At 60.9% G+C, this 13,314-nt stretch carries 14 protein-coding genes; 11 read left to right on the top strand and 3 right to left on the bottom strand.

Annotation, left to right across the window (positions count from 1 at the left end; all coding sequences use genetic code 11):
- Positions 1–5 precede the first annotated feature (5 nt).
- On the bottom strand, positions 6–644 hold the full coding sequence (locus tag ABH945_RS28930; RefSeq protein WP_429252872.1) for a redoxin domain-containing protein: 639 nt from the start codon (positions 642–644) through the stop codon (positions 6–8).
- Between the two features lie 280 nt (positions 645–924).
- Here ABH945_RS28930 and ABH945_RS28925 point away from each other — a divergent pair, with 280 nt between their 5' ends.
- From ABH945_RS28925 to ABH945_RS28880, 10 genes are all read left to right on the top strand, one after another.
- Positions 925–1,407 (top strand): DUF3830 family protein, encoded by a 483-nt coding sequence (locus ABH945_RS28925; protein ID WP_074771496.1) that lies wholly within the window; start codon positions 925–927, stop codon positions 1,405–1,407.
- Positions 1,408–2,718: an NAD(P)/FAD-dependent oxidoreductase gene (locus ABH945_RS28920; RefSeq protein WP_083380166.1), complete on the top strand. Its 1,311-nt coding sequence runs from the start codon at positions 1,408–1,410 to the stop codon at positions 2,716–2,718. It abuts the gene before it with no gap.
- 85 nt (positions 2,719–2,803) lie between these two features.
- On the top strand, positions 2,804–4,075 hold the full coding sequence (andAc, locus tag ABH945_RS28915) for an anthranilate 1,2-dioxygenase large subunit AndAc (protein ID WP_074771495.1): 1,272 nt from the start codon (positions 2,804–2,806) through the stop codon (positions 4,073–4,075).
- A 13-nt stretch (positions 4,076–4,088) separates the two neighbouring features.
- Entirely contained in the window at positions 4,089–4,562 is a 474-nt protein-coding gene (gene andAd, locus ABH945_RS28910) for an anthranilate 1,2-dioxygenase small subunit AndAd (protein WP_429252871.1), read from the top strand.
- A gap of 10 nt (positions 4,563–4,572) precedes the next feature.
- Positions 4,573–4,896 carry an anthranilate 1,2-dioxygenase ferredoxin subunit AndAb gene (gene andAb, locus ABH945_RS28905; protein WP_144161209.1) on the top strand — a complete coding sequence of 108 codons (324 nt, stop codon included), beginning with the start codon at positions 4,573–4,575 and terminating at the stop codon, positions 4,894–4,896.
- Positions 4,886–6,109, top strand: coding sequence for an anthranilate 1,2-dioxygenase system ferredoxin--NAD(+) reductase (andAa, locus tag ABH945_RS28900; RefSeq protein ID WP_429252870.1), 1,224 nt, complete (start codon positions 4,886–4,888; stop codon positions 6,107–6,109). The genes andAb and andAa overlap by 11 nt, the downstream gene beginning before the upstream one ends.
- Positions 6,110–6,371: 262 nt before the next feature.
- Positions 6,372–7,664: an MFS transporter gene (locus ABH945_RS28895; RefSeq protein WP_074771491.1), complete on the top strand. Its 1,293-nt coding sequence runs from the start codon at positions 6,372–6,374 to the stop codon at positions 7,662–7,664.
- Between the two features lie 31 nt (positions 7,665–7,695).
- Positions 7,696–8,808 (top strand): succinylglutamate desuccinylase/aspartoacylase family protein, encoded by a 1,113-nt coding sequence (locus ABH945_RS28890; RefSeq protein ID WP_429252869.1) that lies wholly within the window; start codon positions 7,696–7,698, stop codon positions 8,806–8,808.
- A gap of 183 nt (positions 8,809–8,991) precedes the next feature.
- Positions 8,992–9,633: a dihydrofolate reductase family protein gene (locus tag ABH945_RS28885; protein WP_429252868.1), complete on the top strand. Its 642-nt coding sequence runs from the start codon at positions 8,992–8,994 to the stop codon at positions 9,631–9,633.
- A gap of 259 nt (positions 9,634–9,892) precedes the next feature.
- A complete protein-coding gene (locus ABH945_RS28880) occupies positions 9,893–10,825 on the top strand; it encodes a LysR substrate-binding domain-containing protein (protein WP_429252867.1) in 933 nt (310 codons plus the stop codon).
- Positions 10,826–10,896: 71 nt separating this feature from the next.
- On the opposite strand, the gene ABH945_RS28875 is transcribed toward ABH945_RS28880, so the two are convergent.
- Positions 10,897–11,568: a peroxiredoxin-like family protein gene (locus ABH945_RS28875; protein WP_429252866.1), complete on the bottom strand. Its 672-nt coding sequence runs from the start codon at positions 11,566–11,568 to the stop codon at positions 10,897–10,899.
- Between the two features lie 152 nt (positions 11,569–11,720).
- A complete protein-coding gene (locus tag ABH945_RS28870; RefSeq protein WP_429252865.1) occupies positions 11,721–12,287 on the bottom strand; it encodes a carboxymuconolactone decarboxylase family protein in 567 nt (188 codons plus the stop codon).
- 432 nt (positions 12,288–12,719) lie between these two features.
- Here ABH945_RS28870 and ABH945_RS28865 point away from each other — a divergent pair, with 432 nt between their 5' ends.
- Positions 12,720–13,313, top strand: a complete 594-nt coding sequence (locus tag ABH945_RS28865) for a cytochrome b/b6 domain-containing protein (RefSeq protein ID WP_429252864.1) — start codon at positions 12,720–12,722, stop codon at positions 13,311–13,313.
- Position 13,314 lies beyond the last annotated feature (1 nt).

Below are 13,314 nucleotides of genomic sequence, written 5' to 3'. Positions count from 1 at the left end.
AGCTTTCAGGATTGCTCGACGGGTTGCGCGACGATACGCAGATAAGGGCGCAGCACCTGCACGCCAGCGGGATACATCTGCTCGGCTTTGTCCTGCGCGAGCGACGGCGGCAGCATCACCGGTTCGCCTTCGGTCCACGTCGACGAGGTCGCGACCCGCTTGCTCGCGGTGAGTTGCACTGCCTTGAGGGTACGCAGAATCTCGCTGAAGCTGCGGCCGTTCGTGACCGGATAGGTGAGCGTCATCGCGACCCGGCGATCCGGCGCGATCAGATAAGCCGAGCGCAACAGCGACGGCGACGATGCGTGCGGGTCCAGCAAGCCGAGCAGCGCGGGCACTTCACCGGCCGGATCGTTGATCAGCGCAAACGTCGGCGTGCATTCGAGCATTTCGCGCAGATCCTCGAGCCACGCCGACACCATGTCCTGCGGATCGACCGAGATGCCTAGCACGCGTGCGCCGCAGCGCTCGAATTCGGCGTGCAACTGGTCCAGTGCGACGAATTCGGTGCTGCAGGTCGGCGACATCGATTTGAATGCGAAAACGAGGGCCCAGCCGTCGCCGAGCCAGTCGGCGAAATTCATCGGGCCCTGGTTCGACACGGCTTCGAATTCAGGCAGCAAGGTTCCAACTGAGAGCGTCATGCGAATAGTCCTGTCCGGTCGTTCGAGGCAGCCTGAGTGGTGCTGCTGCCGTCCGTCACGTGGAAAAATTATTTGATCAAATGATCGTTGGACCGAGTTTCGCTGTGTAAAAAAGCCATGTCAAGCCTTTTGTTCCTGATAACGACGGAGCGTCGGCCCGATCAATCCGCGAAAAATTTGCCAGTTGCACAATTAATTATTATTTGATCAAATGATTTCGAGCGTGAACGGGAGGCCGTCAGAGCGGCCGTCGGGACACGAGAAATTAAGTGGAGAAATCATGAGTTCCAAAAGCATTGTCGTGTCGGAAGCGCGCAGCGGGTTGCAGATCCGTTTCCAGTTGCTGGAGCAGCAGGCGCCGGAAAGCACTGAATTCCTGTGGGATTTGCTGGCGACGCCGCGTGAGATGCCGGCGATTCATGCCATGTGGACGGGCCCGGAGATTTCCTGCCCGATTCCGACCGAGATGATCGATCCGCAACGCAATGCTCGCGCATTGGCGCCGGAAAACGCGACGGTCACGCCGCAGGCCGGCGACCTGGTGCTCGCTTATGTGCCCGCGAAAATGTGGGGCGGCAATCCGCAGCCTGTATTCGACCTGGGCTTCTTCTACGGTCCAGGCGGCCGGATGCTGTTCCCGATCGGCTGGCTCGCCGGGAACGTGGTGGCGCGCGCCGATCGCGACGATCTCGACGCGCTGGCGAAGGGCTGCGGCGCGATTCGCCGTGCCGGTGCGTGCACGCTCAGCCTGTCGAGGGCGTAAATGGCTCCGCAAGCTCATCGGCACGCGCTCCGGCAAAACTACTGGCCCACTGCGGCCGGCGCGGCCATCGCCTTTCCCCGGCTCGATGCCGATATCGACTGCGACGTGGTCGTGATCGGCGCAGGCATCATGGGACTCAACGCGGCGCTCGAACTGGCCGGCCGCGGGGTCAGCGTGGCGGTTGTCGAGGCGGAACATCCGGCTGCGGCGGCTTCTGGCCGCAATGGCGGTCTCGTGGTGCCGAGCCTGCCGCGTGTCGGTCCGCTCGACGTCGTGCGGCTGCTGGGCGATCGCTACGGACCGGAGCTGGTGCGGCTCGTCGCGGACGGCGCGCAAACGGTGTTCAGTACGATTGAGCGCCATCAGTTGAAGTGCGACGCGGTGCAGGGCGGCTGGATCAATCCGGCGCATGCGGGAGAACTGGTGGAGGGCCTGCAGGCGCGTGTTTCGGCATGGCAGCGCGCCGGCTCCCGGGCGACCTGGCTTAACGCAGCGGAAGCCAGACAACGGATCGGCAGCGACACGTTTCATGGCGCGCTCTACGACCCGAGCGGCGGCCATCTCAATCCGTTCGGCTATACGCAGGAACTGGCGCGGGTGGCGTCGGAAAAGGGCGCCCGGATTTTCTGCGAGTCGCCGGTGTTGCGCGTCGGGTCTGGTGGTGGCCGCTATGTCGTGCACACGCCGACCGGCTCTATCACGGCCAACACCATCCTCCAGTGCACGAATGCGATGCAGGGCGGCCCGCAGTCGCTGGCGCCAGCCGTTGCGCGCAGCTTCGTGCCATTGACGGTGTTCCAACTGGCCACTCAGGTTATTTCGGCTGACGTGCGCCGTACGATCCTCAAAGGCAATGAGGCTTTGTCGGACACCCGCAACAATCTGTTCGCATTGCGCTTCACGGCAGACGGACGGATCGTGACGGGCGGCATGGCGCCGGTGTCCCAATGGATGGCGGAGCCGCGTCTGCTGCGTTCGCTGGCGCGGCGCATGGAGCGGATTTTCCCGCAGCTCTATGAGGTGAAATTCGATTTCATCTGGAGCGGCGGCGCGGCGTTGACGCCGGACTTCCTGCCCCGGCTTTTCGAGGTCGGCAAAAACTGGTTCGCGCCGCTCGGATGCAATGGCCGGGGTATCGCCATGACGACCTCGTTAGGACAGCGCCTCGCTTCTTACGTCGTGGATCGCGATCCTGAAGTGCTGCCGCTGCCCATTACCTCGGCGGCGCCGATCAAGGCTCACACGTTCGCCCGTTATGTACCGCAGCTTCTGCTGCCGGTGGGCATCCTGCAGGATGCGATGCGTCGCTAGTCACCTGGTAATCCGTATCAATCTGAAGCGCGGCTACGCTCTCGTGCGTGACTGAGCCGCTCGCGTATTTTGTGGAGAATGAAAGATGGAAGCGATCGAATCTCCGATCAGGCTCGTGAAGCAGGTGGACTCCGATCACGTCGTGTTTCCGCACGACGACGGTTCGCGGGTTCCGTACAAGGTATTCAGCTCGCAAGCCGTGTACGAGCGCGAGCAGGAGCGCATCTATCGTGGGCCGACGTGGAATTTCGTCGCGCTCGAAGCGGAAATTCCCAACGCGGGCGACTACAAAAGCACCTTCGTCGGCGACACGCCGGTGGTCGTCACGCGTCTGGAAGACGGCTCGCTATCGGCCTGGGTGAACCGCTGTGCGCATCGCGGCGCATCAGTGTGCCGCAAGGCACGCGGCAACGCGACATCGCATACCTGCGTGTATCACCAGTGGAGTTTCGACAACAGCGGCAATCTGCTCGGTGTGCCATTCCGTCGCGGACAGAAAGGCATGACGGGCATGCCCGCCGATTTCGATCCGAAGAATCACAGCCTGCGCAAACTGCGGGTGGACAGCTACAAGGGTCTGGTGTTCGCATCGTTCAGCGATGAAGTCGCGCCGCTGCCCGAGTATCTCGGCGCGGAAATGCGGCCGTGGATCGACCGCATTTTTCATAAGCCGATCGAGTATCTCGGCTGCACGCGGCAGTATTCGAAGTCGAACTGGAAGCTCTACTTCGAGAATGTGAAGGACCCGTATCACGCGAGCATGTTGCATCTGTTTCATACGACCTTCAACATCTTCCGTGTCGGTATGAAAGCGCGTTCGATACCCGACGCGACTCACGGTCTGCACAGCATCATCACGGTCACGAAAACGGGCGAGGACACGTCGGCGGCCTACAAGCAGCAGAACATCCGCTCGATGGACGAAGGCTTTTCGCTCGAAGACGACACCGTGCTCGGTCATATCTCAGAGTACGAAGAAGACACGACGAATCACATCCAGCCGATCTTCCCGCAACTGGTGGTCCAGCAGATTCACAACACGCTGGTCGCGCGTCAGTTATTGCCGAAAGGCCCGAACAATTTCGAACTGGTTTTCCATTTCTTCGGCTACACGGACGACACGCCCGAGTTGCGCGAACTGCGCATCAAGCAGGCGAATCTCGTCGGCCCCGCAGGCTATATCTCGATGGAAGACACCGAAGCCACCGAACTCGTCCAGCGCGGCACGATTCGCGACGGCGATGCGACCTCGGTCATCGAAATGTCGCGCGGCAATCCCGAGCAGCAGGACACGGTGATTACCGAAAGCCTGATCCGCCGCTTCTGGGTCGGTTATCAGAAATTGATGGGCTATTGAAAAGGGTACGCAGATGGAAGCGATGAAGCTGTGGTTCGAATTGCACATGCTGCAGAACCAGTACATCAGTCACCTCGACAACGACCGGCTTGAAGCATGGCCGACGTTGTTCACCGAGGACTGCACCTACGAGATCGTGCCGAAGGAAAACGCCGACATGGGCTTGCCGATCGGCATCATCTATTGCACGAACCAGCGCATGCTGCGCGATCGCGTGGTGTCGTTGCGCAACGCGAACATCTATGAAGATCACACGTACCGGCATATGACGTCGGGGCTCGTCGTTACCGGTGAAGAGAACGGTGTGATCGAAACCGAGAGCAGCTACGTCGTGGTGCAGACGCGCTCGAACGGCGAGTCCGACGTGTACCAGGCGGGCAAGTACTACGACCGCGTGGTGCGTACGCAGGACGGTTTGCGCTATCTGGGTAAGCGCGTGGTGTACGACACGTCGCGAGTACAAACGCTGCTCGCGACGCCGATCTGAAGGAGGGCATATGGAACAGACACTCGAAAACTGGCAACCCATTGGTGTGCTGGACGATTTCACCGAAGGCGAACCCGCCGCTATTTTTGCGGGCGACCGGCAGATCGCGGTGTTCCGCCTCGGTGAGGAAGTGTTTGCGTTGAACGACCTCTGTACGCATGGTCATGCGCGTCTGTCGGACGGCTATGTGGAAGACGGTTGCGTCGAATGTCCGCTGCATCAAGGTCTGATCGACATCCGCACGGGCGCGCCGCGTTGCGCGCCGATCACCGAAGCGGTGCGTGCGTTTCCGATTCGTATCGTCGACTCGCGGGTTGAGATTCATGTCGACTGACCGGCATGTGATCGTCGGAGCGGGACATGCAGCGCGACGTGCGGCGGAAACGTTGCGCGCACGCGATCCCGGCGCGCACATCGTGATGATCGGCGCGGAGCCCCATGCGCCCTACGACCGGCCGATCCTGTCGAAAGATGCGTTGCTCGCGGAGGGTGGCGAACAGAAAGCGTTCATTCGCGACGCTGACTGGTACGGCGCGCAGGATATCGCGTTGCGTCTGTCCACCACGGTCGAGGCGATCGACCGTGAGCGTGCGGTCGTTCATCTGCACGACGGCAACGAAGTGGCCTACGACCGGCTTTTGCTCGCCACCGGCTCCCGCGTGCGATCGTTCGACGGACCGGTCGATCCGCGCGTGCCGTTGCACTACGTGCGTACGCTGGCCGATTCGCTCGTGTTGCGCGCTGCGCTCGCGCCAGGCAAACAGGTGGCGATTCTCGGCGGCGGCTTTATCGGACTCGAAGTCGCGGCTGCGGTCACGCAGGCCAACTGCACGGCAACCGTGATCGAACCGGCAAGCGTGTTGCTGCGGCGTTCGTTGCCACACGCGGCAAGCCAGTTCGTGGCCGCATTGCACACGCGCCGTGGCGTGAATCTATGGCTCGATACGACGCCCTCGGCAATCGGCTATCGCAACGGACGTGCGCTGATCGAGACCAGTCGAGGCGAACTCGAGGCGGACATCGTGGTAATCGGAATCGGCGTGCTGCCGAATATCGAACTCGCGCAGGCCGCGGGTCTCGACGTGAACAACGGCATTGTCGTCGACCAGCAATGCCGTACTGCCGATCCCGCCATCTTCGCGGCGGGCGAGGTGACGCAGCATTTCAATCCGCTACTGGCACGGAGTGTGCGCATCGAATCGTGGCAGGTCGCGGAGAATCAGCCCGCGATCGCGGCGGCGAACATGCTCGGCGACTGTCAGGTTTATGCAGAGTGGCCGTGGCTCTGGTCGGATCAGTTCGACTGCAATATCCAGACACTCGGCATGATCGAGGCGGAGCACAGGCTGATGACGCGCGGCAATCCCGAAGAAGGTCCGTTCTGCGTGATGGCGCTCGACGAGGCCGACCGGTTGCGCGCGGTCGTCGCGATCAATGCGGGGCGGGAGATGGGTGCGTGCAAGCGCCTGGTTGCAGCGGATCGTCCGCTCGATCCCGCAGGGCTGGCCAATCCGGCTGTGCCACTCCGATCGATGTTGATCAACTAGGCTGGAAAATCGCTGGGGTTGCGAGCGGTCCGTTCTCCAAACCTTGGGTTTCGGGGATGGCCGCTGTTCGCCCATACCGCGCGAAAACCCGCTAAATGAAGGCTTTTGTGCGTCTTGTCGTAATTCGCTTGACAGCCGATTTTTGCCCACAAAAAATCAGTCTCGATCACATAATTATTTGATCAAATATTCGGACGAAGCGGATCGAGGAGTAATCTCGATCTGACGTCGTCAGGCTCGAAATCTGGAAAAGGGGAGTCTCGTGTCGAGTACCAATGAATTCAAGACGGGGTGGGGCATCATTCTTGCCGCGACCATCGGCATCGGCACCAGCCTGACGACGATGGCGTCGTACAGTGCGGGTGTCTTTCTGCCGTCGCTCACCAAGACCTTCGGCTGGGCCGATTCGCAAGTCATGCTCACGTTCATGATCCTGTTCTTCGGATCGAGCCTGGTCGGACCGTACATCGGCACGCTGGCCGACCGCGTCGGTCCGCGCAAGATCGTGCTGGCGTCGGTAATCGGTCTCGCGATCGGATGGATGCTGCTGGCGTTCTCCAACGGTTCGATCGCGATGTTCTATCTGACGTATGCGGTCATCACGCTGCTGGGTGCAGGCACGCTGCCGGTGACGTGGACGAAGAGCGTCGTCGTGCATTTCAAACAGCATCGCGGCATTGCGCTTGGAATCTGCCTGGTCGGTACCGGCATCTTCGGCGCGCTGATCAAGCTCTACACTTTTCACATGATGGCGCTGGTGGGATGGCGGCTCGCTTATGTCGGGCTCGGCGCTTTCCTGCTGGTGATCACGCTGCCTATCGCCTTCATCTTCTTCCGCGAACCGAAGGTCGATGCCGCGAGTGCCGCCGTTGCAACCAGCGATGCGTCTGCCGCAATTCCAGGCCTCGCGTTCGGGCAGGCATTGAAGACGCCGGCGTTCTGGCTGCTGACCGCGAGCTTTTTCCTGTTGTCACTCGCGCTCGCCGGTATTGCGCCCAATCTCGAACGCTTCTGGACACGCTCGGGATTCAGCATGAGCGACGCGGTGAGCATCGCATCGTGGTACGGCATCGGTATCGTGATCGGTCGGTTGCTGACAGGCTGGTTTCTCGATCGCATCTGGGCACCGGTTGTCGTCTTCTGCATGCTGTTGCCGTGCGCGTTGTCGTTCGTGCTGCTGGCGCATGGTGTGACGAGTTTCTGGGTCGCTTCGCTGCTGGTGCTGATCGTGGGAACGTCGTCGGGCGTCGAATACGATGCGCTCGCCTATCTGGTGTCGCGTTACTTCGGCATGCGTGCGTACAGTGCAATTTATGGCGGCGTGTTCATCGGTTTTGCGGTCGGCGCAGGGCTGGGGCCGTTTTCGTTCAGCAAACTGCTGACCGTGCTCAACGGCTACGACGCTGTATTGTTGATCAATGCGGTGGTGGTCGTTGCGGGCGCGGGCGTGCTTCTTCTGCTCGGCGCGTATCCCCGCTTTGCCGGCATCGGCGATGAAACGAGGCCGACTCGCGAGCGGCCGTTTCAAGCCAACATTTCAGGCGAAGTGAAGTAAGGCTCGCCAGCTATCTGTAATAGGAGTTTCTGTGGCACATACGATCGAATCTGTACCCATTCTTTCATCCAGTCCCGGCACTCAGCGCTCGCTGAAAGTGCACCGCATCGGTCAAACCGGCGCGCGTCCGAAAGCGTACTTCCAGGCCGCGTTGCATGCGAACGAAACGCCGGGACTGCTGATCGGCCATCATCTGCTCGACCTCGCGCTGGCTGCCGACCGGGCAGGCAAGTTCAAAGGCGAACTGGTGATCGTGCCGTATGCGAATCCGATTGGTCTGTCGGATAACGTTCTGGGTAATCAGATCGGTCGGGAAGCGCTCGATGGCGGCGGCAATTACAACCGTGGCTGGCCCAGTCTGAGCAGCGGCGTGGCGGCGCGTGTCGAAGGCAGACTCGGCGCCGACGCCGAAACGAATAAGGCCGTCATTCGCGCGGCGTTGAAGGAGACGCTCGACGCGCTCAAGCCGGCCAACGAAGTGCAGTCGCTTCAGACCACGTTGCTCAAGCTCGCCATCGACGCGGATTTTGTGGTCGACTCGCATACGGAACTCGTTGCTATCGCGGGGATGGTGGTGGCGCCCTGGTGCGAGGCGATGCTCGATCCGTTCGTCGCCGAGATCGATCCGGGCCTGGTCCATGTCACGGATACGCCAGTGTTGTTCGACGGTACATGCAGCAAGCCCTGGCATGATATGGCGCAGCAGTTCGGCGGGCGCTTTCCGATTCCGCAGGGCAACGTCAGTGTGACGATTGAAATGCGCGGCGCGGCCGATGTGTCGGATGAACTCGCGCGCGGCGACGCAGAAGCGATCTTCCGGCATCTGGCGCGAATCGGCGTAGTGGAAGGCGAGTTCGACGCGAATGCAAAGTGGGCTGGCGAGAAAACCCCGCACGAAGCGATTTCGATGATGCGTACGCCGGTGGGCGGCGTAATCGTTTATCCGTTTCCGCTGGGCACGGACGTGAAAGCGGGCGATGTGATCGCGGAGATCATCGACCCAGCCGCCGACGATCCTGCACAGGCGCGCACGCAGATTCGTGCGCTGCGTCCTGGGCGGCTTTACGCGGCTGTGTCGAACCGCCTGGTGCGGCCGAACGACATCGTGATCAAGATCGCGGCAAACGATTTTGCGCATGCTTGATCCGGGTTTCCGCGAGACTGCGCGGGCCCGTGCTAAGGGAAACTCGGCGGAGTAGATTCCGCGTTCGGGTTTCCACTGAAACGAATCGTTGTCGATTTACGGTCGCATTGCGCGTCGTGTGGAGGAGAGCCAAACTATCAACTGGCTTTCTGATCACTTCTCCACATCCCGGAGGGACGCGCAATGACCAAGGTAAAAGTTGCTGGATTCAGTGTGTCGCTTGATGGCTTCGCTGCCGGTACTGCCCAGAGTGTCGATCATCCGCTGGGTATGCGAGGCGAGGAGCTATTCCAGTGGTTTTTCCCCACGCGCACTTTTCGGCAGATGGTCGGAAAAGAAGACGGTGACACGGGGCTTGATGACCAGTTCGCCCGGCGCGCAATGGACGGCTTCGGCGCTTTCATTCTCGGCCGCAATATGTTCGGACCGGTTCGTGGAGAATGGCCGGACGATCAATGGAAAGGATGGTGGGGCGACAATCCGCCGTACCATGCACCGACCTTTGTACTCACGCATCATCCGCGATCATCCATCGAGATGCTGGGCGGAACGACATTCCATTTCATTTCCGATGGCATTGAGAGCGCGCTCGAAAAGGCGCGCGAAGCGGCAGCCGGAAAGGACGTCAAGATTGGCGGCGGCGTCGAAACCGTGAAGCAGTATATTCGGGCCGGTTACGTCGATGAAATTCACCTTGCTTTTGCGCCGACTGCGCTCGGCCAGGGAGAGTCGCTCTTTAGCGGCCTCGATCTTCGCGCTCTGGGTTATCGGACCGTCGAGCACGTATCGTCGGAACGGGCCACGCACATTATCCTCGCGAAATAGCGTCGGCAAAAGGTTGGCTGGTGTCCTCCGACGAGTGCGTACAGAGATAATGCCGGTGTTTGAGCGAGGGAAATGATCAACCCAGGCAGACGCATCGATGCGGACGCTTGTCGGTCCGCTGGCCGGTCGCCGCCGCAGATTGCAGAGGCGATTCACGGCTACGCAGCCAACCTTCAGGCCGGTCTGACGCGATAGACTCCCGGCTGAACACATCTCAGCCACGACACGGACTTCACGGTCCTCGAGGAGAAGCAGCGGCATGGACCGGATGGCAGCAATGGAAACGTATGTGAGCGTAGTGGAGGCCGGCTCGTTTTCGGCGGCCGCCAAGCGGCTCAAGCTCGGGCAACCAGCGGTGTCGAAATCAGTCGCGCAACTCGAGGAGCGGCTCGGCGTGCGACTCCTGTTGCGCTCGACACGCGGCCTGACGCCCACTGATGCAGGTCAGCGCTTCTACGAGCACGCAAGGCGCGCAATCGAAGAAGTGGACCTCGCCGAGCATGTCGCGCGCGACGCGTTTACCGGACTATCCGGCGTACTGCGCGTCAGCGCAGCCGTGACCTTCGCGCGGCTGCATATTCTGCCCGCGCTGAAGACGTTTCTGGACCGGCACCCTAATTTGCAGATCGATATCGTGCTGGACGATCGCACCATCGATCTGCTCGAAAATGGTGTGGACGTAGCGCTGCGCATGGGCTCGCTAGACGACTCGACGATGACCGCGCGTCGCATTGCGCAAAGCCGTCGACGGGTTGTTGGAACGCCTGCGTATCTCGCTGAAGCGGGCGTGCCGAAGACGCCTGCGGACCTCAGCCAGCATCAGGTGATCGTGTATTCGTTGCGAGGCGGTGGCGAGTCGTGGGCGTTCAGCCAGCGCGGCAAGGAAGTGGCGGTCGTCGTATCCGGGCGCGTCAGCGTCAGCGCCGCCGAGGGCATGCGTACGACCTTGCTCGGCGGCATGGGCCTGGCGATTGCGTCGGAATGGATGTTCTCGCCGGAACTTGCCGACGGCACGGTTCAGGCCGTACTGACCGATTGGGAATTACCGTCGATCGACCTGTGGGCAGTCTTCCCGGCCGGACGCCTGGTGAGTGCGAAGGCGCGGGCATTCGTCGCTTTCGTCGAAGAGATACTTGGTGCCGCTGGCTACAGCCAAGGCGGCACGCCATCAGAAAACGAGCTTGCCGAATGACGCGCCGCTGTTGACAGATAACGCTCCTCGTCCTCGCTACCCGGCGGATTGTTCGCGGGTAACAGCGTGGCTCAGGCGTTGGCCGTCGCTTTCTCCAGAACCGGAAACATGTCCGACGGGTCAGGACGACGCGTGTAATCCGGGTTGACCTCGGAATACAGCACGATGCCATCCTGTCCGATGACGTAGCGCGCGGGCATCGGCAAGGTCCAGCCTGGGTCGTTGTTGAACGCCGGCAGATCGTTCTTCAGGTTCCTGTACAACTCGACCAGATATTCGGGCAACACAAAACGCAAGCCGAAGTCGGCGCCTGTCTGACCGTTCACATCGCTCAGCACCGGAAAATTGAGTTCGTTGGTGCGCACGGACTTGCGGCTGTTGACTGCTGTCTGCGGCGAGATCGCCACGACATTTGCGCCGTAGGCCAGAATCTGCGGCAGAACTTCATTGATCGCCTGCAATTCGATATTGCAGTACGGGCACCAGACGCCGCGATAGAACGTCACGACAAGGGGTCCTTTCACCAGCAGCGCTGCGGACGACACATCGTTGCCGTTCTGATCCTTCAGATTGAAATGCGGTGCGCGGTCGCCAGCCTTGATCGCGCGGCCCGCTTGCCCGCTCGCAATCAGCTCGGCTGTGGCGCGTTCCATCACCGGGTGAATCTCCGGAGGCGCGTTGAATGGCGGCTTGCCCGCCTTGAAGTCGGCCCGGAATGCGTCGAGTTTGTCTTGCAGTGACATGGGTGTTCTCCGTTGAGAGGAATAGAGGAGTCGGTAGATTCAGGCTGCGTTCTGCGTTGCGAGCCAATTCGGCTGTGGTAGTCAGGTCGAGCGCCAGGCCGCAGCCGATGCCCTCATCGGTCGTGCGACGCAGGCGCTGGTTCAGTCCGATCTCAGGCAGCGACAGCGACTGGTTTGGTCCACTCGTTGCCGGCCATGAAACCGTCGAGTTCGGTGTGAACGATGTGGTTGGTGTAGTTGCTCATCACCTTCGTCGCCACGCCCAGAATCACTTCGAGGACGTTCTGACGGGTGTAGCCCGCGGCGAGAAATGCGTCGACATCGGCGTCGGGAACGAAGCCCCGTTCACGCACCACGAGCGTCGTGAAATGATGTAGCGCTTCGAGCTTTACATCGGGCAGCGGCGTGCCGGCTCGCAGCGCGGCGATCACGCCGGCGTCCATTTTGATCATCTTCGCCAGCGTACTGTGACCGGCCATGCAGTAGTGGCAGTTGTTCTCGAAGTTCGAGGTCAGGTAGACGACCTGGTGCTCGTGCGGCGTCAGCGTGCTCTTCGAGAACAGGTCCCACAGCGCCGAGTAACCGGCCAGCAGCGCGGGCGACTCCGCCATATGCGCCTGAAGATTGGGAACGAAGCCGAAGGCCCGCTTCGTGTCTTCGAGGACGGCCTTCGAAGCGGCCGGTGCGTTATCGATCGTGTAGGTTTGGAAGTTGCTCATCGTTTTGCTCCTGTTGGTTGACGGTGAGCAAATGATGAAGGTTGGCCTCCTTTCGAAGAAGGCAGGCGCCGTCGATAACAGTCATTCCTGGCAGGCATAAAGCGAAGAGGATTGAACTGGGCTGCTTGTCCATGAATAAGCGGATGTCCGAAGTAGAAGTACCCACGCGACCTTACTGCGCTCGCAAGTGACATCTCCAGCGAAAATCCCGAGCGTCCTGCCAGCGCCTTCCGACCACCTGCCCATCGGTCATTTGACCGATACCCTCGCAACGCCTTCCTTGCGATCCTTGCGTTCATACCAGTCGCATGCGCCCAACCAGATAGTGCCCCGGCAAGACAGCGGCAAATCCAGTTGAACCGGCGATCTGCATCTGGCTGCGCTCGCCGATGGCCGCAGCGCACTTCCTACATTGGCTACGAAGAGATCGCTTTGAACAACGCAATCGTTCATCCCGTATGGGTCCGCACGTTTCACTTGATTAACGCCACGACCGTCGTTCTCATGTGCATGAGTGGCTGGCAGGTCTACGAGGCGTCGCCCCTATTCCAGACCGTCCGGTTTCCTGCATCGATCACGCTGGGTGGCTGGCTAGGTGGCGCGCTGCTCTGGCACCTCGCAGCAATGTGGATACTCGTTGCCAATTTCTTCGCGTATCTGGTTTTGGGGATCATCACTGGACGGCTGCGCCGGACCCTGTTCCCCGTCACGATTCGCGCGATTGCAACCGATCTCGTCGCGGCACTGCGCGGCAAACTCAGCCACCGTGATCCCAGTCAGTACAACGCCGTGCAGAAGCTCGCATATCTCGTCGTCATTGCTGACCTTGCGCTGGTGATCGCGTCCGGCCTGACGATCTGGAAGCCGGTGCAGTTTCCTGTTCTGCGCACGCTAATGGGCGGCTTCGACAACGCGCGCATCGTCCATTTCATTGCGATGAGCGTACTGACGGGTTTTCTCGCGATACACGTCGTCATGGTCGCGCTAGTGCCGCGATCTTTACTCACCATGATCCGGGGCCGATGAC

Origin of the sequence: Paraburkholderia sp. GAS333 (assembly GCF_050435665.1) — a bacterium.
Classification (GTDB): domain Bacteria; phylum Pseudomonadota; class Gammaproteobacteria; order Burkholderiales; family Burkholderiaceae; genus Paraburkholderia; species Paraburkholderia fungorum_A.
The sequence above is the reverse complement of the archived record's forward strand: the minus strand, read 5'-3'. Positions and strand labels throughout refer to the sequence as shown.